Annotated in this window: 21 protein-coding genes and 3 pseudogenes; 11 read left to right on the forward strand and 13 right to left on the reverse strand. The window is 71.3% G+C overall.

Translation table 11 applies throughout. The annotated features are described in order from the left end of the window. Positions 1 to 61: 61 nt before the first annotated feature. A complete protein-coding gene (locus ACQEVG_RS14590) occupies positions 62 to 511 on the reverse strand; it encodes a nitroreductase family deazaflavin-dependent oxidoreductase (RefSeq protein WP_432982570.1) in 450 nt (149 codons plus the stop codon). Positions 512 to 665: 154 nt separating this feature from the next. Between ACQEVG_RS14590 and ACQEVG_RS14595 the strand changes: the two genes are divergently transcribed. The 3 genes from ACQEVG_RS14595 to ACQEVG_RS14605 all read left to right on the forward strand — a co-directional run bounded on the left by ACQEVG_RS14595 (position 666) and on the right by ACQEVG_RS14605 (position 3,393). Then, entirely contained in the window at positions 666 to 1,400 is a 735-nt protein-coding gene (locus ACQEVG_RS14595) for a TetR/AcrR family transcriptional regulator (protein WP_432982573.1), read from the forward strand. A 101-nt stretch (positions 1,401 to 1,501) separates the two neighbouring features. After that, on the forward strand, positions 1,502 to 2,731 hold the full coding sequence (locus tag ACQEVG_RS14600) for a histidine kinase (protein ID WP_432982576.1): 1,230 nt from the start codon (positions 1,502 to 1,504) through the stop codon (positions 2,729 to 2,731). Further along, positions 2,728 to 3,393 (forward strand): response regulator, encoded by a 666-nt coding sequence (locus tag ACQEVG_RS14605; protein WP_432982579.1) that lies wholly within the window; start codon positions 2,728 to 2,730, stop codon positions 3,391 to 3,393. The genes ACQEVG_RS14600 and ACQEVG_RS14605 overlap by 4 nt, the downstream gene beginning before the upstream one ends. Here ACQEVG_RS14605 and ACQEVG_RS14610 read toward each other — a convergent pair. Both ACQEVG_RS14610 and ACQEVG_RS14615 read right to left on the reverse strand, forming a co-directional pair. Next, positions 3,354 to 3,662, reverse strand: a complete 309-nt coding sequence (locus ACQEVG_RS14610; protein WP_432982582.1) for a DUF6332 family protein — start codon at positions 3,660 to 3,662, stop codon at positions 3,354 to 3,356. The genes ACQEVG_RS14605 and ACQEVG_RS14610 overlap by 40 nt on opposite strands. Before the next feature lie 78 nt (positions 3,663 to 3,740). Continuing rightward, positions 3,741 to 5,219: an MFS transporter gene (locus ACQEVG_RS14615; protein ID WP_432982585.1), complete on the reverse strand. Its 1,479-nt coding sequence runs from the start codon at positions 5,217 to 5,219 to the stop codon at positions 3,741 to 3,743. Positions 5,220 to 5,306: 87 nt separating this feature from the next. On the opposite strand from ACQEVG_RS14615, the gene ACQEVG_RS14620 reads away from it, so the two are divergent. After that, on the forward strand, positions 5,307 to 5,717 hold the full coding sequence (locus tag ACQEVG_RS14620; protein WP_432982588.1) for a MarR family winged helix-turn-helix transcriptional regulator: 411 nt from the start codon (positions 5,307 to 5,309) through the stop codon (positions 5,715 to 5,717). A gap of 6 nt (positions 5,718 to 5,723) precedes the next feature. Here the strand turns inward: ACQEVG_RS14620 and ACQEVG_RS14625 are convergent, their stop codons facing one another. Continuing rightward, a complete protein-coding gene (locus ACQEVG_RS14625; RefSeq protein WP_432985355.1) occupies positions 5,724 to 6,467 on the reverse strand; it encodes a maleylpyruvate isomerase family mycothiol-dependent enzyme in 744 nt (247 codons plus the stop codon). A gap of 43 nt (positions 6,468 to 6,510) precedes the next feature. After that, positions 6,511 to 7,776 (reverse strand): MFS transporter, encoded by a 1,266-nt coding sequence (locus ACQEVG_RS14630; RefSeq protein WP_432982591.1) that lies wholly within the window; start codon positions 7,774 to 7,776, stop codon positions 6,511 to 6,513. Positions 7,777 to 7,852: 76 nt separating this feature from the next. On the opposite strand from ACQEVG_RS14630, the pseudogene ACQEVG_RS14635 reads away from it, so the two are divergent. The 3 genes and pseudogenes from ACQEVG_RS14635 to ACQEVG_RS14645 all read left to right on the forward strand — a co-directional run bounded on the left by ACQEVG_RS14635 (position 7,853) and on the right by ACQEVG_RS14645 (position 10,168). Beyond that, positions 7,853 to 9,066, forward strand: a pseudogene (locus ACQEVG_RS14635) (ROK family protein). A gap of 69 nt (positions 9,067 to 9,135) precedes the next feature. Next, positions 9,136 to 9,288: a hypothetical protein gene (locus tag ACQEVG_RS14640; RefSeq protein WP_432982594.1), complete on the forward strand. Its 153-nt coding sequence runs from the start codon at positions 9,136 to 9,138 to the stop codon at positions 9,286 to 9,288. A 28-nt stretch (positions 9,289 to 9,316) separates the two neighbouring features. Next, positions 9,317 to 10,168, forward strand: a complete 852-nt coding sequence (locus ACQEVG_RS14645) for a YhjD/YihY/BrkB family envelope integrity protein (protein WP_432982597.1) — start codon at positions 9,317 to 9,319, stop codon at positions 10,166 to 10,168. Here the strand turns inward: ACQEVG_RS14645 and ACQEVG_RS14650 are convergent. From ACQEVG_RS14650 to ACQEVG_RS14660, 3 genes are read right to left on the reverse strand one after another with little or no spacing between them, the layout of a single operon-like run. Continuing rightward, on the reverse strand, positions 10,165 to 11,133 hold the full coding sequence (locus ACQEVG_RS14650) for a phosphotriesterase family protein (protein WP_432982600.1): 969 nt from the start codon (positions 11,131 to 11,133) through the stop codon (positions 10,165 to 10,167). The genes ACQEVG_RS14645 and ACQEVG_RS14650 overlap by 4 nt on opposite strands. Then, positions 11,127 to 11,708: a DUF4865 family protein gene (locus tag ACQEVG_RS14655; protein WP_432982603.1), complete on the reverse strand. Its 582-nt coding sequence runs from the start codon at positions 11,706 to 11,708 to the stop codon at positions 11,127 to 11,129. The genes ACQEVG_RS14650 and ACQEVG_RS14655 overlap by 7 nt, the downstream gene beginning before the upstream one ends. Before the next feature lie 16 nt (positions 11,709 to 11,724). Continuing rightward, complete coding sequence (locus ACQEVG_RS14660) at positions 11,725 to 12,309, reverse strand: TetR/AcrR family transcriptional regulator (RefSeq protein WP_432982606.1); 585 nt, start codon at positions 12,307 to 12,309, stop codon at positions 11,725 to 11,727. 179 nt (positions 12,310 to 12,488) lie between these two features. Here ACQEVG_RS14660 and ACQEVG_RS14665 point away from each other — a divergent pair, with 179 nt between their 5' ends. From ACQEVG_RS14665 to ACQEVG_RS14675, 3 genes and pseudogenes are all read left to right on the forward strand, one after another. Continuing rightward, on the forward strand, positions 12,489 to 12,776 hold the full coding sequence (locus ACQEVG_RS14665; RefSeq protein ID WP_432982609.1) for an SHOCT domain-containing protein: 288 nt from the start codon (positions 12,489 to 12,491) through the stop codon (positions 12,774 to 12,776). Beyond that, a pseudogene (locus ACQEVG_RS14670) lies at positions 12,773 to 13,540 on the forward strand (ABC transporter ATP-binding protein). Before ACQEVG_RS14665 ends, ACQEVG_RS14670 begins: the two are co-directional and overlap by 4 nt. Then, positions 13,537 to 16,108, forward strand: a pseudogene (locus tag ACQEVG_RS14675) (ABC transporter permease). Before ACQEVG_RS14670 ends, ACQEVG_RS14675 begins: the two co-directional pseudogenes overlap by 4 nt. A gap of 89 nt (positions 16,109 to 16,197) precedes the next feature. Here the strand turns inward: ACQEVG_RS14675 and ACQEVG_RS14680 are convergent. Further along, positions 16,198 to 16,734 (reverse strand): ATP-binding protein, encoded by a 537-nt coding sequence (locus tag ACQEVG_RS14680; RefSeq protein ID WP_432982612.1) that lies wholly within the window; start codon positions 16,732 to 16,734, stop codon positions 16,198 to 16,200. Between the two features lie 182 nt (positions 16,735 to 16,916). Continuing rightward, positions 16,917 to 17,240 (reverse strand): hypothetical protein, encoded by a 324-nt coding sequence (locus ACQEVG_RS14685; RefSeq protein ID WP_360875640.1) that lies wholly within the window; start codon positions 17,238 to 17,240, stop codon positions 16,917 to 16,919. A gap of 199 nt (positions 17,241 to 17,439) precedes the next feature. Between ACQEVG_RS14685 and ACQEVG_RS14690 the strand changes: the two genes are divergently transcribed. Next, positions 17,440 to 18,573 (forward strand): PLP-dependent cysteine synthase family protein, encoded by a 1,134-nt coding sequence (locus ACQEVG_RS14690; RefSeq protein WP_432982616.1) that lies wholly within the window; start codon positions 17,440 to 17,442, stop codon positions 18,571 to 18,573. On the opposite strand, the gene ACQEVG_RS14695 is transcribed toward ACQEVG_RS14690, so the two are convergent. From ACQEVG_RS14695 to ACQEVG_RS14705, 3 genes are all read right to left on the reverse strand, one after another. Next, positions 18,570 to 19,040 carry an SRPBCC family protein gene (locus ACQEVG_RS14695; RefSeq protein ID WP_432982619.1) on the reverse strand — a complete coding sequence of 157 codons (471 nt, stop codon included), beginning with the start codon at positions 19,038 to 19,040 and terminating at the stop codon, positions 18,570 to 18,572. The two genes, ACQEVG_RS14690 and ACQEVG_RS14695, sit on opposite strands and share 4 nt — an antisense overlap. A gap of 82 nt (positions 19,041 to 19,122) precedes the next feature. Beyond that, the gene (locus ACQEVG_RS14700) at positions 19,123 to 19,563 is read right to left on the reverse strand and encodes an SRPBCC family protein (RefSeq protein WP_432982622.1); all 441 of its coding nucleotides are present in this window, start codon (positions 19,561 to 19,563) and stop codon (positions 19,123 to 19,125) included. Positions 19,564 to 19,567: 4 nt separating this feature from the next. After that, positions 19,568 to 20,413, reverse strand: coding sequence for a DeoR/GlpR family DNA-binding transcription regulator (locus tag ACQEVG_RS14705; protein ID WP_432985358.1), 846 nt, complete (start codon positions 20,411 to 20,413; stop codon positions 19,568 to 19,570). Between the last annotated feature and the right edge of the window lie 41 nt (positions 20,414 to 20,454).

Consider the following 20,454-nt stretch of genomic DNA (forward strand, 5'->3'; position numbering starts at 1 on the left):
GCGCGGCGTGCGCCTGATGGACGAGTGCCACGGCGTACCGCGCACCCGCACCCGGCGCGGATCACTTCGTCACGGTGATACGGAAGACCGGGTGCTTGTGCGCCGCCGCGAGCAGTTCCTCGTCCGTGGACTTGGCGTTGATGTCGCCGAAGAACCGTCCGACCTCCCAGCCCCAGCGCTCCAGATACGTGCGCAGCAGCGCGGGCTTCTCCTCGTCGGGCAGCTCCACGGCTGTGAACTGCTGGGTCTTGCGGCCGACCTGGAGACGGCCGCCGCCCGCCGCGCGCAGATTGCGGACCCACTGGGAGTGGCCGCGGGCGGAGATCAGGTACGGCCCGCCCTCGTAGGGCAGCGGGTTGACCGGGATACGCCGCCATTCGCCGCTCGTGCGCCCGCGTACGGACAGCTCCGCGGTGCCCATCAGGCTGATGCCGCGCCGGGCGAGCCAGCCGATGGCACCGTTCATGATGCTGTCGAAGCGGCTGGGCTTGATGTAGTGCGCCTGCGACATGGTGGTCTCCTCTTGATCGAGTGATCGGGCTCATCGAGGTCGTTGAGAGAGCAGTGCTCTCTGTTGTGAGCAGTGTGCACCGGACTGGTGATCCAAAGCAAGAGCGCTGCTCTCGTTGTTGGGCAGTGCTCCAAAACGTGGAAGACTGCACCCCATGACCACGATCCGTGGGGCCAGGGAACGGGCCCGTATCGAAGTCACCGCAGCCATCAAGGACGAGGCTCGCAAACAGCTCGAGGCCGAGGGCGCGGCCAAGCTCTCCCTGCGCGCCGTCGCCCGCCAGCTCGGCATGGTCTCCTCCGCCCTCTACCGCTACTTCCCCAGCCGTGACGACCTGCTGACCGCCCTCATCGTCGACGCCTACGACGCGGTCGGCGCCGCGGCCGAGACGGCGCTCGCGAACGCCCCCGACCCCGACGACCACCCCGCCCGCTGGACCGCGACGTGCTCCGCCGTACGCGCCTGGGCCCTCACCCACCCCCATGAGTACGCCCTCATCTACGGCTCCCCGGTCCCCGGCTACACCGCCCCCATGGACACCGTCGGTCCGGCATCCCGCGTCGGCCTCGTCCTGATCTCCATAGCCCGCGAAGCCCACTGCGCGAACGGCATCGCGCTGCCGCCACTCGCCGACGAGCTGCGCCCCGAAGCGCACCGGCTCACCTCCCAGATCGCGCCCGATCTGCCGCCCGCCGTGGTCGTGGCCCTGGTGGGTGCCTGGTCGCAGCTGTTCGGGCTGATCTCCTTCGAGCTGTTCGGCCAGTTCAACCGCTTGGTCGAGGACCGGGACGCCTTCTTCGCGCAGGCCGCGGGCCGCCTCGCGCACGAGGTCGGTCTGCGCCGCCGTCCCGCGGCCGGCACGCACCGCGGCAGCAGCGCGTATTCCTGAGGCCGCACCCGCACCCGCTTCCCCGTACTGCGCAGGGAGTACATCTGATCGCCACGCCCGGCTGACGCCCGCGGGCCCGGCCCCGGTCTAGCGTGGCGGCTATGGAAGAGCAGCGCACCGGCAACTGCGGTGGTCCCCCCTGGGTACGGGGCGGGCCACCACGGCTGCGGCATTGGGAGGCACGGCGGAAAGCCACCGGGGTGCCCTGGCTCTCCACTCTCGCCCTGACCGTGTTCGTGCTGGTGGGCACGGCCTTCTCGGCGAAGAACCAGCCGGACCGTGAGCCGGTCGACGCCTTCGCGCGAGTGCTGTTGATCGCGGGCCCGGCCTTCCTCCTGCTGCGCAACCGCCGGCCGGTCGTCTGTGTGTTCGGTGTCTGTGCCACCGTGCTCGTCTACTTCGTCGGGGGCTACCCCTACGGGCCCCTCTTCCTCATCGTCGCCGTGGGCGCCTTCGCCGCGATCGCCTCCGGGCACCGGCGGGCCGCATGGTGGGCCGTCGGCGGGCTCTGGGCGAGCCATCTGCTGATCGCTCACTGGCTCTACCGCTATCTGCCACCGGGCACCGACGACGCCGCGCCCTGGGGGCAGGAACTCGCGATCGCCGCCTGGGTGGTGGCGATCCTCGCGGCCTCGGAGCTGGTACGCGTACGACGCGAGGTGTGGGCCAGGGAGCGCGTGGAGCGGGCCGCCGCCGAGAAGCGCCGCGCCGACGAGGAGCGGCTGCGGATCGCCCGCGAGCTGCACGACGTCCTCGCCCACTCCATCTCGGTGATCAACGTCCAGGCGGGCGTGGGCCTCGCGCTCCTCGACACCAATCCCGAGCAGGCCCGCACCGCGCTGACCACCATCAAGGCCGCGAGCAAGGAGGCCCTGGGCGAGGTCCGCCAGGTCCTCGACACGCTGCGTACGCCCGGCGACGCCCCTCGCGCGCCGGCCCCCGGCCTCGACCGGCTCCCCGAACTCGTCGAACAGGCCGCGAGCGCGGGTCTGAGTGTGGAGGTGGAGACGGAGGGCGAGCCTGTGGCGCTGCCGCCCGGCACCGACCTGGCCGCCTTCCGGATCGTCCAGGAGGCCCTGACCAATGTCGTACGGCACTCAGGGTCGCGCACTGCGCGGGTGCGGATCGCCTACGCCCCCGGCCGGGTCGTACTGCGGATCGACGACGTGGGTCCGGCCACCGGCTCGGACGCCGGCGGCAGCGGCAACGGCCTCGTCGGAATGCGGGAGCGGGCCGCCGCCCTGGGTGGCACGATCGAGGCGGGTCCGCGCCCGGACCGTGGCTTCCGGGTCCTGGCCGACCTCCCTGTGCAGCCGAAGGAGACGATGTGATCCGGGTACTGCTCGCCGATGACCAACTGCTGGTCAGGGCGGGGTTCAGGGCGCTGCTCGATGCCCAGCGGGACATCGAGGTGGTGGGCGAGGCGGCCGACGGCGAGGAGGCGGTGCGGCTGGTGGCCGAACTGCGCCCCGACGTCGTGCTGATGGACATCCGCATGCCGCTGCTCGACGGCCTCGCCGCGACCCGCAGGATCACCGAGGACGAGCGGCTGAGCGGAGTGAAGGTGGTCATGCTGACCACCTTCGAGCTCGACGAGTACGTCTTCGAGGCGATCCGCTCCGGCGCCTCGGGCTTTCTGGTGAAGGACACCGAGCCGGAGGAACTGCTGCGTGCGGTACGGGCGGTGGTGCACGGGGACGCGCTGCTCTCCCCGGGCGTGACGCGCCGCCTGATCGCGGAGTTCGCCGCACGCTCCAAGGCCCCCCGCGATGCCCATGGCCTTGCCGAACTCACCGAACGCGAGCGCGAGGTGATGGCCCTGGTCGGCATCGGCCTGTCCAACGAGGAGATCGCCCGCCGTCTCGTGGTCAGCCCGCTCACCGCGAAGACCCATGTGAGCCGCACCATGGTGAAGCTGGGCGCCCGCGACCGGGCCCAACTGGTCGTGCTGGCCTACGAGTCGGGGCTGGTGCGGCCCGGCTGGCTGGGCTGACCGGGCCGCCTGGGCCGACCGGGCCTGATCGGCCGACCGGGCCTGGGAAAGCGCCACAGCACGGTCGCGACGCGCAGTACGAAGACGACCCCGGCCGCCGCCATGCCTCCGATGAGCAGGCCGCGCTCGGCGGCGTACGGCATGGTGAACAGCAACTTGGGACCCGCGATCGCCCCGAAGGCGAGCGCCGCGACGAAGACGGCACTGACGAGGGCGTAGCCGGTCTCGACCGTGATCGCGTCCCGTTCCGCCTGCGAGCGTCGCCCCATGTCCGAAGTGTCACAGGGCGACGGCCGACGGACAAGGAGTTCCGCCGGCCGTCGCCTCCCCCGAAGAGCAGAGTGCGGTCAGTCGCCGACCGCCACCCGCTCCGGCTCCGTCTCCGGAACGGACTTCGCCACCAGGACGCTTTCCTGGGAGCGTCGTGTCCGAAGACCTGTCAGCGTGATCAGCAGTCCCGCCGCTGCGATCGCGGTCACCACCGCCAGGCCGGGGCGGAAGCTGTCCAGCACCTCCTGCGGGGAGCGGCCCGTGCCGCCGTCCGCCGTGATCACCGCGGTGACGACGGCCAGGAAGATCGCCCCGCCGACCTGGATCGAGGTGTTCAGCAGGCCGGAGACCATGCCCTGCTCATGGTCCTGCACCCCGTTGGTGGCCTGGATGTTGAGCGAGGGGAAGACCAGCGCGCAGGCCGCGCCGAGCAGCAGCATCGACGGCAGGATCACGGCGGCGTAGCTCGGCGTGAGGTCGACCTGCAGGAACAGCCCGTACGCGACCGCCAGCAGGCTGAAGCCGACGGCGATGACACGGGGGGTGCCGAACCGGTCCACGACCGGGCCGATCTTCGTCGAGGAGATCGCCACCAGCGCGCCCGCCGGAAGGAAGGCCAGTGCGGTCTGCAGCGCGGACCAGCCGAGCAGGGACTGCATGTACTGCGTGACGAGGAACTGGAAACCGATGTACGAGCCGAAGAAGAAGGCCGCTCCGAGGTTCGCCCGGATCTGGCTGCCCGAGCGCAGCACGCCCAGCCGGATCAGCGGGTGCGAACTGCGTCGTTCGATGGTGATGAAGGCGGTGAGCAGCACGGCGACGGCAAGGAACGAGAGCAGGGTGCGCGCGGAGGCCCAGCCCGCCTCGGGGGCCTGCACGACGGTGAAGACGAGCAGCAGCATCGAGGCCGTGCCGATGACGGCGCCCGGTACGTCGTACCCCTTGCCGGAGTCCTCACGGCTGCTCCGCGGAATCAGCTTGAGGCCGGCCACCAGGGCGATCAGGGCGATGGGTGCGGGCAGCAGCATCGTCAGCCGCCAGCTCACCTCGGTGAGCAGCCCGGACAGCACCAGGCCCATGGAGAAGCCGGTGGCGGCGCAGGTGGTGTAGATGGACAGGGCGCGGTTGCGCTGGGGGCCCTCCTTGAAGGTCGTGGTGATGATGGAGAGCCCCGCGGGCGCGGTGAACGCCGCGCTGAGCCCCTTGATGAAGCGGCTGGCGATCAGCAGCGGCCCGGAGTCGACGAGGCCGCCGAGCAGCGAGGCGAGCGCGAAGACGGCGAGCGCGATCAGGAACACGCGGCGCCGGCCGAGCAGGTCGGCGGCGCGTCCGCCGAGCAGCAGCAGGCCGCCGTATCCGAGGATGTAGCCGCTGACGATCCACTGCAGGGTCGAGGTGGACAGGCCGAGATCGGTGCCGATCGAGGGCAGGGCGACGCCGACCATGGAGACGTCCAGGGCGTCGAGGAACATCGCGGCGCAGAGCACGAGCAGGGTGCCCCACAGCCGCGGGCTCCAGCGCTCCTGCGCCACGGGGGCATTGAGCGGAGTGGTCATGGGGAGCACAGTACATGCACATGCATTGAATGCAAGCGCATTTAATTCCGATGCAACGAAGTGCGGCTTTTCTGCTAACGTGCGGTCATGGCGGCGAAGAGGTCCGAGCGGGCGCTCGTGGAGGAGTGGCGGGACGTCCTCGCGCTGCATGCCCGCACGATCTGCGAGCTCGACCGCGAGCTGCATCAGCACGGGCTGGGCGCCAGCGACTTCGAGGTCCTCGATGTGCTCGCCGAAGAGCGCGCGGGCAGCGGCGGCTGTTCGCTGCGGGTGCAGGAACTGGCGTCCCGGGTCCATCTGAGCCAGAGCGCGCTGTCGCGGCTGATCGCGCGGCTGGAGAAGGACGGTCTTGTCACCCGCGGGATGTGCAGTGAGGACCGGCGGGGTGTGCGGGTCGAGCTGACCGACGCGGGCCGGGCCCGCCATGCCGAGGTGCAGCCGCTGCAGCGTGCCGTGCTCTCCCGGATGCTGCCGCACCCGCCGGCGCAGGACGTCTAAGAGGCTCTACGACCAGGTGATGGCGGAAAGTTCGCGCCAGCACTCGGCGAGCTCCGCATCGCCCGTGACCGACAGGGTGGTCAGCGGCAGCCGGTTCCAGAGCGTCAGATAGAGCTGCTCGGCCGTGCCGCTCAACTCGCAGTCGGCGGGCCCTTCTTCGGTTCGCTCCGTCTGCGGATGCTCCGCCGACAGTCGTACGCTCCATACATCGCCGGTGTCGACGGCCCGTATGCGCAGAACGCGCGGCTCCGCGGTACGCACCCGGCTTCTGCTGCGGCCGTGGAAGCCGGTCAGCAGCTCGGCGATGCCGTCCGCCGCGAAACCCGCGGCCACCGGGCCCGGCTTCCCGCTCAGCGCCGACTCCGCGTCCGTGCGGTGCACGGCGGTCTCGTGTGCCTGCCGCCGGGCCCAGAAGGCGAGCGGCGAGGGTGCGGGCAGGAAGGTCCAGCACTCGACGTCCGCCGGTGCCTCGCTCAGCGCGGCCACCAGCAGACCGTGTCCCTCCCTGAACCACTCCACCAGCTCCTCCCCGTCCAGCTCGGACCGTTCGTCGGCGGGGTGGAAGCGGGTGTACCCCTCGGTGACGAAGGCCGCCGCCCACCGGTGGACCATGCCGATGTGCCGCAGCAGATCGCGCACGTGCCAGCCCGGGCAGGTCGGCACTGTCGCGTCGGGGCCCGCTTCCACGGCGGCCGCGGCCAGCAGCTGGCCCTCCCGGACGAGCGACTTGATCAGCTCGGCGGTATCCATGCGGGAGTCGGGGGTCTCCATGCGGGAGATTGTGCCACTGTGATCACGCTTGGTGGAGGTGTGCGGAGTGCGGGCACGACTCCAGCGGTGTCGACTCCTGCGGCGGTGAGGCGTTCCGGGCCGCGTACCCGATGAGTGCCGCGCCGCCCGCGAGGGCGGCCACCGTCGTCAGTGCCACGGAGAGTGTGAAGGCGTCGGCGAGGAATCCGATCGCGGGCGGACCGAGCAGCATCCCGCCGTAGCCCAGCGTGGATGCGGCCGCGACCCCGCCGGGTCCGGCGATCGCACCTGCCCTGGCCACCGCCACCGGGAAGATGTTCGCGAGACCGAGACCTGTCACGGCGAAGCCGAGCAGGGCGAGCCAGGCGGTGGGGGCGAGTGCGCCGAACAGCATCCCGGCCGCTGCCGTGGCGCCGCCCGCGGCGAGCGTACGGGTCTGGCCGAGCCGTTCGAGCAGGGCCGTTCCGGAGAGCCGGCCGACCGTCATGGCCAGCGCGAAGAGGGAGTATCCGGCGGCGGCGACGCCCGGATGGGCGTGCAGGTCCTGTTCCAGATGGAGCGCGCCCCAGTCGGCCATCGCGCCCTCGCCGTACGCGGTGCAGAGGGCGATCACGCCGAAGAGGACGACCGTCCGGCGTGTACGGCCCGTCAGCCGGCGCGGCGCCCGCTCCTTGGTCGTGCGCTCGGCGACCGGCGCCGGGTGGCGCAGCAGAACGCGTCCCGCGACGGCGGTGACGAGCAGGCCGACGGCGGTGAGTGCGAGCAGATGCACGATGGGGGAGAGGCCGCCCGCGACCAGCCCGCCGAGGCCCGCGCCCACCATTCCGCCGAGGCTGAACGCGGCGTGGAAGCCAGGCATCACCGGCCGCCGCAGCGTCGCGACCAGATCCACCGCCGCGCTGTTCATCGCGACATTGATCCCGCCGTACGCGGCCCCGAAGACCAGTAGTACGAGACCGAGGGCGAGCACCGAATGCGTGAGCGCCGGAAGCGCGATGCCCAGCGACATCAGTGCGCCGCTGACGACTGTCACCGGATGGCTGCCGAAGCGGCGGCACAGCCGGCCGGTCAGCGTCATCGTCACCACGGCGCCCGCCGAGACCCCGAGCAGGGCGAGCCCCAGGTCGCTCGCCGAAGCGCCGGTCTGCTGCTTGATCGCGGGGATGCGGACGACCCAGCCGGCGAACAGAAAGCCGTCGAGGGCGAAGAACACGGTCAGGGCGGTACGGAGGCGGGACAGGGGGAGTGGGGCGGTGTTTCCGCCAGGCATCCCCGGTGCGGCCGTCCGTAGTTTGTTTAGAAGCGGCACAAAGTCAGAATAGGGGCCGGCGGCCGATCCGTACAAGACGGCTGCCGAGCCTCCGGATCATGGGAGACTCACCTCCATGAACGGCAAGGCGACGACCACCAGAAACAGGCTGGAGAGGGGCCGCAGCGCGCTCGGCCCCGCCCTGGAACTGGTTCATACGGGCCGTGCCCCCACCCGGGCCGTGCTCACCGCCGAGCTCGGTGTCACGCGCGCCACCGCGGGCGCGGTGGCCGCGGAGCTCGAAGCACTCGGACTGATCAGGGTCGACTCCAGGCCCGGTGCCGCGGCAGGCTCCCAGGGCCGGCCCTCGCACCGGCTCGCCGTCGACGACACGGGCCCCGTCGTCCTCGCCGCCCAGGTGCACGCCGACGGCTTCCGCGCAGCCCTCGTCGGCCTCGGCGGCCGGACCGTCGCCACCGCACCCGGCTGCGTCACCGTCTCCGCCGACCCGGCCCAGGTGCTGGGCGAGGTCGTCGAGGCGGGCGCCGCACTGCTGCGCGAGAGCGGCCGTCGCTGCGTCGGCGCGGGCCTCGCAGTGCCGTCCGCCGTCGCCGAGCCGGAGGGCACCGCCCTCAACCCGCTGCACCTCGCCTGGCCGGCGGGCGCTCCCGTGCGCGACATCTTCGCCGAGCGGGTACGCGCCGCGGGCATCCGGGCCCCGCCTTCACCGGCAATGATGTCAACCTCGCGGCGCTCGCCGAGCACCGGCATGGCGCGGGGCGCGGCGCCCAGCATCTGCTCTGCGTCGCCACCGGCCACCGCGGCGTCGGCGGCGCACTCGTTCTCGACGGCCGTCTGCACACAGGGAGTTCGGGCCTCGCCCTGGAAGTCGGCCATCTCACCGTCAATCCCGAGGGCCGCCCCTGCCACTGCGGCAGCCGCGGCTGCCTCGATGTCGAGGCCGACCCGCTCGCCTTCCTCACCGCGGCGGGCCGCGACCCCGGCCCCGAGGTCTCGCTGCTCCAGCAGTCCCGTCAGCTGCTGCGTACGGAGTACGACGACCCGGCGGTGCGTGCCGCGGGCGAGGAGCTCATCGACCGCCTCGGCCTCGGGCTCGCCGGGCTCGTCAACATCCTCAACCCCGACCGCATCATCCTCGGCGGACTGCACCGCGAGCTGCTCGAAGCCGACCCCGAGCGGCTGCGTGCCGTGGTCGCCGACCGCAGCCTGTGGGGACGCAGCGGCGGGGTGCCGATCCTGGCCTGCACGCTTGATCACAACAGCCTCGTAGGAGCAGCCGAGTTGGCGTGGCAGCCGGTGCTCGACGATCCACTGGCAGTACTCAGCTGACGACGCCGAAGGGTCGTAGGGTGGCCGCGAAGCGGTGGACCACGGCACCCGTACGACAGCGGAGGGTCCATGCGGACTGTGCTTCGGCGGAACCGGATCGCGGACGACGCCAGGAGCGGGATCGCAGACGACGACGCCAAGAGCGGGGACGAGGAGCAGACTCCGCTCCCCGGCGTCCCCGGCAGGCGGGTACACCCGTCCGGGGGCACGATGGACGCCTGACGGCACACGAACGGGTAGTCGACGACCTATGACCCACAAGCCCTCCGGCGCGAGCGGCCGCCCCCACCGGCTCCAGGACCTGCGCCGCAGGATCCTGGCGTCGCCCGTCGGGCTGGCCTGGTACCGGGGACGCGAGCTGGAACTGATACACCGCGCGATGGGCTTCGCCGCACTGGGCTTTCTGACGCTGGTCCCCCTGCTGATCGTCGTGGCGGCGGCGGACCCGGCGAGCGGACAGGGCTTCGCCCGCTGGCTGGGCCAGGCGCTGGGGGTCTCGCAGGCATCCCAGGACGAGGTGGAGCGGCTGTTCGGCGGGCCGGTGGAGGTGCTGCAGCGTACGACCGCGTTCGGTCTCGCCGCGCTCGCCGTCTTCGGCCTGACCTTCGGCTCGGCCGTACAGACCGGTTACGAGAAGGTCTGGGACCTGACGACCGCCCGCTGGCACACCATGTGGCGGCACGTCGTCTGGCTCGCCCTGCTCGTCGCCGCTCTCCTGGCCTTCGTCAGTACGCCTCTGCCGGCGGAGTCCGCCGCGGCCACGGTGTTCGGCGCCCTGGGCGACCTGTTCGGCACCATTCTGTTCTTCTGGCTCTCCCAGCGTGTACTGCTCGGCGGCCGGGTCCGCTGGCGCGCCCTGCTGCCCGGGTCGGTCGCCACGGCCCTGGGCATGCTCGGCCTGCGGGTCTTCTCGCAGCTCGTCTTCTCGCCGCTGATCGCCTCGAACGCCGTCACCTTCGGCCCGTTCGGGACCGTGCTGGTCATCCAGTCGTGGCTCGTCGGCGTCGGGGTGGTCGTCTACGGGGGCGCGCTGGTGGGACGCATTTACCACGAAGAGCGCCTACGGCGGCGGCTGAAGGGCAAGCCGGAAAGCCTCGCCTAGGACCGGTCCGGGACCGGCCCCGGACCGGCCTGGACCCGCCCCGGACCGGCCTGGACCCGCCCCGGACGGGCCTGGGACCGGCCGACGGTAAAGGCCCGGGCCGGATTCCGTACGAAGATCCGGTCCAGCAGATCCTTGCCCAGGGCCGATTCGAGCCGCGGACGCAGCCTGCGCAGCAGATACGGCAGGCCGGGAGTCTCCGGCGTCGTCGTGTCGCCGCCCAGCAGCAGCCGGTCGCCGAGACCGGCCTCCGCGAGCGCCGCCAGCTCCTCGGGCAGCCGCCAGTCCCTGGCGTGGTTGGCCCGGGAAGGGCCGTCGAAGGCGAGATACGCACCCCGCTCCGCCGCCTCCCGCTGCACCACGAGGTCTGGTGAACGGCCCAGGTGCCCGAGGATCACCCTTCCGGGCGGGACCCCCAACTCCCCGCAGAGCAGGTCCAGTATGTCGAGCGCCCCCGTGCCGAGCTCAAGATGGACGGCGATGGGCGCTCCCGTGCGGCGCTGGGCCTCGGCCGCGGCCGTCATGGTGAGCCGGGCATGGGCATCGACCGCGTGGAACGCGCCCGCGACCTTGATCAGCCCGGCCCGCACGCCCGAGTCGCCGATGCCCTCGGTCAGTTCGGCGACGAAGAGATCGGCGAGACGGTCCCGGATGCCGCGGATCAACTCGCTGTCGTAGTGGGCGGATTGATGCAGGCCCGTGGCTGCGACGATCCGCACCCCGGACGACCGCGAGAGCTCCGCGAGCGAACCTGGCCTGCGCCCCATGCCGTACGGAGTCCACTGGACCACCGTCCGGCCGCCGAGCTCCCGGAAGGCTCGCAGTCGGTCCGCGGCGGCCTGCGGGTCGTCGAGCTCTTGTCCCGGCAGCAGCGGGCTGCGCAGAAACAGATGGTCGTGCGCGTCGCAGACTCCCAACTCGGCAGCGGGCACATCCCCGAGGACCGTGCGGACGTGGCTCACCACTGCCGGCCCCGCGCAAGTTCCGCGCGGTGCGGTGCGGACAGATGCAGCACCTGGAAGACGTCACCCATCGCCTCGGGCGGGTCCTCCGCCCACAGCGCGAAGGACAGCAACTCCCAGTGCCGCGGATCGACCGCGACGGCGGCAGCGACCACCCCGTCCGCGCACGCCAGCTCTCGATGCGCCGCGAGCGCCTGCTCCACGGCGAAGGCGGGACCTTCGTTCTCCGGGATCCGCACCCGCCGCCGGGTGGCGGTCCGCGGCACGGCCCCGGCCGCAGGCCCCTCCTCGTACGCCAGTCCCGTCCAGTGCTGTACGACGGGCCGCCCGAAGTCATCGACGAGGCCCTGGAATCCGGGCCCCCACAGAAAGCTGTTCATGCCTTCGGGGGCGGCCCACAGATAGAACGGCGCGTACTGATTCACCGGCGAGGCACCCGCGCGCTCGCGCATCAGATACGCCTTGAGGCCGAGCCTGGGGAAGTTGTCGAGGAGGTGCCCCTTTGTCGCGACCCGCCGGCGGATGATCTCCATGTCGTAGTCGGCGGGCAGATTGATCTCGTACTGCATGGCATGCATGTGGCGCTCCGTTCCGCTACGGGGAATCGGTACGGGGAGCGAGCAGCGCGAGCAGCCCGCGGACGCCCGCGTCGAAGGCGGTGGTCGAGCCGGACGCACGGGCCAGCACATAGCCGCCCTGGACGGTCGCGACGATCGTCGCCGCGATCTCGGCGGGCACCAGCGCGGCGCTCAACTCGCCTCGCTCCCGGCCCTCCTGGACGATCCGGGCCAGGCGTCCGCGCAGCCAGTCGAGCGTCTGGTCGACCGGGGCGCGCAGTTCCTGGTTCGCGATGATCTCCGGGTCCATCGTCAGCCGACCGACCGGGCAACCGCGCAGCACATCGCGCTCACGCAGCAGATACGCGCTGATCCGCTCGTACGCCGTGCCGTCGCCGCCCAGCACGGCATCGGCACTCGCGCGCAACTCCTCGGCCGTGCGCCGGATCGCCGCCAGCGCCAGATCGGGCTTGCCCGCGAAGTGGTGGTACATGCTGCCCTGGCCGGCACCGGCCTGCTGCTGGATCGCCTTGGGGCTGGTGCCCACATAGCCGCGCTCCCACAGCAGCTCGCGGGTGGCTTCGATCAGCCGCTCGGGTGTGCTCATGCCAGCACTGTACATACTAGTAGGTACAGAATCCAGGACCGGTCGGGAAGCGCCTAGGAGCAGCCGGGAAAGCCGTGCGTACTCCCAGGGTGGTACGCGCACTGCCGCTGGCCGTACGACGCCTTCGGCCCCCTTTCGGCGGCAGCCTCGGAAGCGACAAGAACCCACCATCGCCACCGAGGAGCTGAACTCAGATGAACACCCTGGCCTACGCGGACGGGCCCGGCCCGTGGATCCTGTTCTTCCCGCTGATCTGGGCGGCCGTCGTCGTCGGCGTCGTCACCGTCCTGCGCCGCACCGGCGTATGGCGCGGCCGCCGCGGCCCCTGGCGGGGACCGGGCCCGACGCACGACGAGCAGTCGCCGATCGCACTGCTCGGCCACCGTTTCGCCGCAGGTGAGATCGACGAGGACGAGTACTGGCGCCGGCTGTCCGTCCTGGACGAGCAGTTCGGCCGTATGGGCAAGGGCGATGCAGCGTGACCGCCACCGCCGTCAGCACCCGGGCCGCGGCCCGGGTCGTCGACGCCGTGAAGGTCTACGGCAGGGGCGACACCGAAGTGAGGGCCCTGGACGGGGTGAGCGTCGACTTCCCGGTCGGCCGCTTCACCGCGATCATGGGGCCCTCGGGCTCCGGCAAGTCCACGCTGATGCACTGTGCCGCCGGACTCGACACCCTCACCTCGGGTTCCGCCCTCATCGGCGAGACCGACCTCAGCGCACTCGACGACCGCAGGCTCACCCTGTTGCGGCGCGAGCGCATCGGCTTCGTCTTCCAGGCCTTCAACCTCATCCCCCCCTCACCGTCGCCGAGAACATCACGCTCCCCATCGACCTGGCAGGGAGCGGGCCGACCGTGAGTGGCTCGACGCCCTCGTCGACACCGTCGGGCTCCGCGAGCGGCTGCACCACCGGCCGAGCGAGCTCTCCGGCGGCCAGCAGCAGCGCGTCGCCGTGGCCCGCGCCTTCGCCGGGCTGCCCGATGTCGTCTCGCCGACGAGCCGACCGGCAACCTCGACTCCCGTTCGGGCGAAGAGGTGCTGCGGCTGCTCGGCCGCACGGTGCGCCAGAGCGCCCGTACGGTCGTGATGGTCACCCATGACCCGGTCGCAGCCGCCCACGCCGACGAGGTCGTCTTCCTCGCTGACGGACGGCTCGTCGACCGGATGGAGGCCCCCACCGCCGATCGCGTGCTCGACCGGCTGAAGGCCTTCGACGCCTCCGGCGCCAAGGGGGCGACGACATGAGCGGCAGTCGTGCATCGCTGCGCATCAGCCTCAACTCGCTGCGCGCCCACAAGCGGCGCTTCACCGGCACCTTCACCGCCGTACCTGCTCGGTGTTGCCTTCCTCACCGGCACGCTCATCATGGGTGACACCCTGCGCGGCAGCTTCGACACGATGTTCGCCGGCGCCAACAGCGGCACGGACGCCGTTGTACGCAGCTCGAACGTCCTCACGGTGTCCGGTGAGGGCCAGGGCGCCCGCAGGCCGGTGCAGACGGATCTCGTCACCCGGATCGAGAAGACGCCGGGCGTCGCCGCCGCCGAACCCAACATCCAGGGCGCGGGACAGCTGGTCGGCGCGGGCGGCAAGCCCGTCGGCGGTCAGGGCCCGCCCACCCTCGCCGGCAACTGGATCGACGACCCGGAGCTCAACCCGTACCGGCTTGCCGAAGGCCGGGTCCCGGCACACAGCGGCGAGGTCGTCGTCAACCGCGGCGCCGCCGACAAGGGCGGCCTGAAGATCGGTGACCGTACCGTGCTGCGCACCCCCGACCCGGTGCGGGTCACCGTCGTCGGTCTTGCCACCTTCGGCGGCGAGGACGGCATGGGCCAGGTCACCTTCACCGGAATGACCCTGGCCGACGCCCAGAAGTACCTCACCCCGAAACCGGGCGAGGCGGCGTCCATCCAGGTCCGGGCAGGACCCGGCACCAGCCAGCGGCAACTCGTGGCCGCGCTGACACCCGTACTCCCCAAGGGAGTCGAGGCGATCACCGGACAGCAGTCGACCGAAGAGAACCAGGACATGATCTCCGGTCAGTTCCTGAATCTGTTCACCACGTTGCTGCTGGTCTTCTCCGGCATCGTGCTGCTGGTCGCGACCTTCTCCATCTACAACACCTTCGCCATCGTCATCGCCCAGCGCACCCGCGAGAACGCGCTGCTGCGCGCGCTCGGCGCCTCCCGTCGTCAGATCGTCGGCTCGACGCTCGTCGAGGCGGCCGTCGTCGCACTGGTCGCGTCCGCCGCCGGTCTGCTGGGCGGCATCGGAATCGCCGCCGGACTGCGGGCGCTCTTCCCCGTCATCGGATTCCCGTTCCCGCAGGGCGGCCTGGCGATCAGCGGCCTCTCGCTGCTGCTGCCGCTCGCCGTCGGCGTGCTCGTCTGCCTCGGCTCCGCGCTGATGCCCGCAGTAAGGGCCGGGCGTACCGCGCCGCTGGCCGCGCTGCGCGAGACGGCGGTGGACCAGTCGGCGGCGTCGAGGAAGCGCGCGTACGTCGGAACGGGCGTCGCGGTGGCCGGAATCGGCACCATCCTGGTCGCAGTCGTCGCGAGTCCGTCCCTGTGGCTCGCCGCCGCGGGTGCGGTGCTGGCCCTGGCCGCCTTCGTGGTGCTCGGTCCGGTCGCCTCCTCGTATGCCGTACGGATCCTGGGCGGGCCACTGGACCGGCTGCGGGGCGTCTCCGGCAGCCTCGCCAAGCGCAACGCACTGCGCAGCCCCAAACGCACCGCCGCCACCGCGACGGCGCTGATGATCGGCGTCGCCGTCGTCTCCCTGTTCACGGTCTTCGGCGCCTCGCTGAAGGCCACCATGGACCAGACGGTCTCCCGGTCCTTCGCGGGCGATGTGGCCGTCAGCACGCCGGCGTTCGGCGCGGGCGGCAGCGGGCTGAGCCCGAGGCTCGCCCCGGCCATCGCCGCACAGCCCGAGGTGGCGAGCGCGGTCGGCCTCGGGAAGGGCGTCGCGGAGGTCGGCGGCGCGGGGCGCCGGCTGACCGTCACCGACCCGGTCGCGCTCGGCAGGGCATTCGACCTCGGCACCGTGCAGGGCTCGCTCGCCGGACTCGGCACGAACGGCATGGCCGTCGCGGACACCGAGGCCGAGAAGCGGGGCTGGCAGCCCGGCTCCACCGCCGAACTCGCCTTCACCGACGGGAAGAAGCAGACCTTCACGGTCCGCGCCGTCTTCGAGCAGTCTCAGCTGGCGGGCGACTATGTCATCACCCGCGAGGCCTGGGCCCCGCACCGCGGACAGGACTCCGACACTCTGATCGCGGTCGGCTTCAAGGACGGTGTGTCGAGCGCCGACGGCAAGGTGGCGGTCGAGAGGACCGCGGCGGCGTACGGCAACCCCGAGGTGCAGACCCGTGACGAGTACGCGCAGACCGCGGCCGGTGCCATCGACATGATGCTCACCCTGGTCTACGCCCTGCTCGCGCTCGCCGTGGTGATCGCACTGCTCGGCATCGCCAACACGCTCACGCTCGCCATCCACGAACGCACCAGGGAACTCGGCCTGTTGCGTGCCGTCGGACAGACGCGCCGTCAGCTGCGCTCCATGGTGCGCTACGAGTCGGTGCTCGTCGCAGCGTTCGGCACGGCGGGCGGTCTGGCACTGGGCGGGCTGCTCGGCTGGGTGCTCGTCAAGGCTTCCGAGGGCGCGGGCGACACCGCCTTCGCCTTCGCCGTACTGCCGGTGCAGCTCCTGGTGGTCGCACTCGTCGGCCTGGTAGCCGGGGCGGTCGCGGGGTGGCGGCCCGCGCGCCGCGCCGGGCGCCTGGACGTACTGCGGGCCATCTCCGCCGAGTAATACCCGGCCGTCAGCGCCACCGAGTAGTGCCCGGCCGTCAGCGCCACCGAGTAGTGCCCGGCCGTCGTGGGCACCGAGGCGGCGCCCGGTCAGCCCGCCACGGCCGACCGGGTGGCGGCGGGCTTGCGCGCCGCGTCGTGAGCGCGGGCCTGCCCGTCCTGGGAACCGCCCAGGGGCCCGTCCGCCGAAGACGCGTACACCATCGGATACGGCGGCAGGGACACGGCCGGCGAGGGCGCCGAGAGTGTGAACCAGACGATCTTCCCGGTGTCGCCCTTGGGCCGTACGCCCCAGCTCTCGCTCACGGCCGCGATCAGCCCGAGCCCGCGGCCGGAGGTCGCCTGCAGATCCGAGTCCCGTACGGTCGGCAGTCGTGGATCGTGGTCATGGACCGAGACCGTGAGCCGGTCGAGCAGCAGCTCGATCTCCACGGTGCACATCTTGTCCGGCTCGGCGTGCCGGTGGACATTGGTCAGCAACTCGGTGACGCCGAGCGCTGCTTGGTCGATCAGAGGATCGAGATGCCAGTAGCGCAATTGCGCCGAGACGATTCTGCGGACCTGTTGGATCCGCGACGGCAGGGCCTGGAGCTCCACCGTGCAGTGCCTGCTTGGCTGGCTGATCACGGCTGCGACTCCCCGAAATGAGGTCCGGAAGAAGACGAAGGATCGGATCCAGCAGTTGGCTACCTGCTGATTTGTCCGGCGGGCTGGATCGCAGCGTCACCGCCGGTGCACCCTGAGTGATGTGAGACAAGCGTGAACCACCTCCCTCGGTCCCGCAACTCGCAGCATCCGGGCGGTTACTCTCAGCTCCTGGCGCCTCCCGCGCCGCGCACCGCCTCCAGGAAGCGCCCGGCCAGCACCCGGGCGTCCGGCCTGCGGCCGCGCTGCCCCATGGTGAGCCGGTACCGCTTGCCGTTGACCGTCGCCACTGTGCTCGCCTCATCGGCGAACCAGGGCTTACCTGCCCTGACCGCGCGTACGGGAGCACTCTCGATCACCCGGCCGTAGCTGGTCAGCAGGGCCAGCCTGCCGTCCTTGATCAGCACCTGTCCGGCCTTGGTGAGCGACCGCGGCCACCGCTCGATACGCACGCCCGTAGCGCTGAATTCGGGCTCTGCCATCCCCATCGCCCCTCCGCCCCCTTCGCACCGTTTCCTGCTGGCAAGTCTGCACAACTCCGGGCGGGTGCACCAGTACGTGGGGCCATCCCCGGGCAAGTCCCGGCCTGCAAGTGACCCCTATGGATGCCCAAAGTGAACGTTTGTGCAGGTGAGGGGCTTACTGTGGCAGGAGGGGAACGGATTCGACGAGTTGAGGAACGCGCGCATGAGCAGTAGTGGGAAATCAGTGGCGGGTGAGGCGACGGCCACCGCCGATGTGGACCGCAGCGATCCGGAGTACCGGGCCTGGCTGAAGGAAGCGGTCCGCAAGGTACAGGCCGATGCCAACCGCTCCGCCGACACGCATCTGCTGCGCTTCCCGCTGCCCGAGCAGTGGGGGATCGACCTCTACCTCAAGGACGAGTCCACCCATCCGACGGGCAGCCTCAAGCACCGCCTCGCCCGGTCCTTGTTCCTCTACGGCCTCTGCAATGGCTGGATCCGGCCGGGCAAGCCCGTCATCGAGGCCTCCAGCGGCTCTACGGCCGTCTCCGAGGCGTACTTCTCCAAGCTGATCGGAGTGCCGTTCATCGCGGTGATGCCGCGCACCACCAGCCCCGAGAAGATCCGGCTGATCGAATTTCACGGCGGGCAGTGCCACTTCGTGGACGACTCGCGCAAGATGTACGAGGAGTCGGCGGCGCTCGCGGAGCGCACCGGCGGCCACTACATGGACCAGTTCACCTATGCCGAGCGTGCCACCGACTGGCGCGGCAACAACAACATCGCCGAATCGATCTACCAGCAGCTGAAGTTGGAGCGCTATCCCGAGCCCACGTGGATCGTCGCGACGGCCGGCACCGGCGGCACCTCGGCGACCATCGCCCGCTATGTGCACTACATGCAGCACGACACTCGTATCTGTGTCCCCGATCCGGAGAACTCCTGTTTCTTCGACGGCTGGACCCGGCACGATCCGAACGCGAGCAGCGACTGCGGCTCCCGTATCGAGGGCATCGGCCGGCCCCGGATGGAGCCGAGCTTCGTGCCCGGCGCCATCGACCGGATGATGAAGGTGCCCGACGCGGCGAGCGTCGCCGCCGTACGCGCCCTGGATGCGGCCATCGGCCGCAAGGCGGGCGGCTCCACCGGCACCGGACTCTGGAGCGCGCTGAAGATCATCGCCGAGATGGTGGCCGAAGGGCGCACGGGCAGCGTGGTCACCCTGCTGTGCGACCCGGGCGACCGCTACCTCGACAAGTACTACTCCGACGCCTGGCTGGACGAACAGGGACTGGACATCGCGCCGTACACCGCGGCGATCGAACAGCTCCTGGCGACGGGGGTCTGGCCCGCCTAGACGGAGGCGAGCCGGCGGTCCAGTTTGCGAACGGCGCCTCGGAAGGAGGCGGCCAGGCCCGCTCGGCCCAGCTTCAGCACGAGGCGCATCGGCGTCGGGGCGTCCGTCGCGAACGTCCACTGCACCCGGGTGCCGGCCGCCGTGGGAGTGAGCCGCCACTCCTCCAGCAGGGCGCGCAGGCCCGGGGCGTTGGTCTCGTCCACGCGGTACGCATAGCGCTCGCCGGGGTCCGTGGCCAGGATCGTCTCGCCGAAGCGGACCCCGCCCCTGAGTGTTATCTCGCGGCCCGCGCCCCGGTGGGTGGGCGTGGCAGCAGTGACCGCGTCGAACCACGACGTCCAGCCCGCAACATCCGCGAGGGCTTCATACACGGCGTGCGGCGAGGCCGACACCTCGGCCGCGAAGACCAGTCGCAGCGGCGCGGACTCGGTGAAGTCGAGCTCCACGGGGCGCAGTCGGCGTGCCATGGGACCGTACCTCCGGTTGAGAGGGCCTGGTACTGGGCCCGCACACCATAGCTGAGGGCCCGTCAGTTGTCTGCCGGCGGCCTCAAGCACCGCCCCTGAGCAGCCCGTCGAGCGCGCGGCCGAACACCAGCCGTGCCATCCGGCGGACCAGGGGGTCCAGCAGCCGGGGTACGAAGCGGATACGCAGTTCCTCCACCCACACCACCACCGCGCCCGAACCCTCAGGGTGCACCTCGATCTGTGCCCAGCCCCTGATCACCCGGCCGTGCTTCTGCAGTCGGCAGCGTCCCGTCCTGCCCTGCTCGGGCGGCGCCCAGTCGACGACCTCCATCGGATCGTCGAAGCCGAGCCGGCCGAAACCCGAGCGGGCCACGAACACCGTGCCCACCCGCGTGGGCCCCGGCGTCAGATGCGAAACCGTCGTCAACGGCACCTGAGCGGTGTGCCCCTGCCAGTCGGTCACCCTCAGCCAGGCCTCGCCCCCCGGCAGTGTGACGGCACGCGTGAGCCGGAAGACGGTCACCCGCTCAGCCGTCCTGACTGCCGGCGTCCTCGCCGCCGCCCGCGACCACAAGACCCGGCAGATGCTCCGCGATCTCCTCGCGCGCCTCGGCCGACAGACCCGCGTCCGTCACGAGCGTGTCCACGTCGGCAAGCCGCGCGAACGAACTCAGACCAACCGTCCCCCACTTGGTGTGGTCGGCGACCACCACGACCCGGCGCGCGGCCTGGACGAAGCGGCGGTTCGTCTCGGCCTCCGCGAGATTCGGTGTGGAGAGCCCGGCCTCCACCGAGATGCCGTGCACCCCGAGGAAGAGCACATCGAAGTGCAGCGAGCGGATCGCCTGGTCGGCGACCGGTCCCACCAGTGAGTCGGACGGAGTACGCACCCCTCCGGTGAGGACCACCGTGGCCGCGCCGGGACGCTGACCGCCCGCCGTACCCGCCCGCTGCGCCGCGTGGAACACATCCGCGACCCGCACCGAGTTGGTGACCACCGTCAGATCCGAAACCTCCAGCAGATGGTGCGCCAGCGCATATGTCGTGGTGCCGCCGGACAGTGCGATCGCACTGCCGGGCACCGCCATCCGCGCGGCGGCCCGCGCGATGTCCTCCTTGGCGCTCAGCTCGAGCGCCGACTTGGCCTCGAACCCCGGCTCGTGCGTGCTCGCCTCGACCACCGGCACCGCGCCGCCGTGGACCTTCTCGATGACCCCCTGCCGGGCCAGCGCGTCCAGATCCCGGCGCACTGTCATGTCGGAGACATTCAGCTTGCGGGTGAGCTCATTGACCCGCACCCCGCCGCGCCTGCGCACCTCGTCGAGGATCAGGGTGCGCCGCTGCTCGGCGAGCAGGTTCTGGTTGTCGGTCACTGCCGGGGCCGGTCCTTCCATCTCGTCGTACACCGCCGTGG

Origin of the sequence: Streptomyces sp. CA-135486 (assembly GCF_050936555.1) — a bacterium.
Classification (GTDB): domain Bacteria; phylum Actinomycetota; class Actinomycetes; order Streptomycetales; family Streptomycetaceae; genus Streptomyces.

What these genes read in the sequence shown, in the direction of transcription:
- ACQEVG_RS14615 (WP_432982585.1), bottom strand. Translation starts at nt 5,219, where the DNA reads ATGACCACTCCGCTCAATGCCCCCGTGGCGCAGGAGCGCTGGAGCCCG.
- ACQEVG_RS14645 (WP_432982597.1), top strand. Translation starts at nt 9,317, where the DNA reads ATGACCCACAAGCCCTCCGGCGCGAGCGGCCGCCCCCACCGGCTCCAG.
- ACQEVG_RS14590 (WP_432982570.1), bottom strand. Translation starts at nt 511, where the DNA reads ATGTCGCAGGCGCACTACATCAAGCCCAGCCGCTTCGACAGCATCATG.
- ACQEVG_RS14695 (WP_432982619.1), bottom strand. Translation starts at nt 19,040, where the DNA reads ATGGCACGCCGACTGCGCCCCGTGGAGCTCGACTTCACCGAGTCCGCG.
- ACQEVG_RS14660 (WP_432982606.1), bottom strand. Translation starts at nt 12,309, where the DNA reads ATGTACAGTGCTGGCATGAGCACACCCGAGCGGCTGATCGAAGCCACC.
- ACQEVG_RS14690 (WP_432982616.1), top strand. Translation starts at nt 17,440, where the DNA reads ATGAGCAGTAGTGGGAAATCAGTGGCGGGTGAGGCGACGGCCACCGCC.
- ACQEVG_RS14640 (WP_432982594.1), top strand. Translation starts at nt 9,136, where the DNA reads ATGCGGACTGTGCTTCGGCGGAACCGGATCGCGGACGACGCCAGGAGC.
- ACQEVG_RS14655 (WP_432982603.1), bottom strand. Translation starts at nt 11,708, where the DNA reads ATGCATGCCATGCAGTACGAGATCAATCTGCCCGCCGACTACGACATG.
- ACQEVG_RS14595 (WP_432982573.1), top strand. Translation starts at nt 666, where the DNA reads ATGACCACGATCCGTGGGGCCAGGGAACGGGCCCGTATCGAAGTCACC.
- ACQEVG_RS14685 (WP_360875640.1), bottom strand. Translation starts at nt 17,240, where the DNA reads ATGGGGATGGCAGAGCCCGAATTCAGCGCTACGGGCGTGCGTATCGAG.
- ACQEVG_RS14600 (WP_432982576.1), top strand. Translation starts at nt 1,502, where the DNA reads ATGGAAGAGCAGCGCACCGGCAACTGCGGTGGTCCCCCCTGGGTACGG.
- ACQEVG_RS14620 (WP_432982588.1), top strand. Translation starts at nt 5,307, where the DNA reads ATGGCGGCGAAGAGGTCCGAGCGGGCGCTCGTGGAGGAGTGGCGGGAC.
- ACQEVG_RS14665 (WP_432982609.1), top strand. Translation starts at nt 12,489, where the DNA reads ATGAACACCCTGGCCTACGCGGACGGGCCCGGCCCGTGGATCCTGTTC.
- ACQEVG_RS14625 (WP_432985355.1), bottom strand. Translation starts at nt 6,467, where the DNA reads ATGGATACCGCCGAGCTGATCAAGTCGCTCGTCCGGGAGGGCCAGCTG.
- ACQEVG_RS14610 (WP_432982582.1), bottom strand. Translation starts at nt 3,662, where the DNA reads ATGGGGCGACGCTCGCAGGCGGAACGGGACGCGATCACGGTCGAGACC.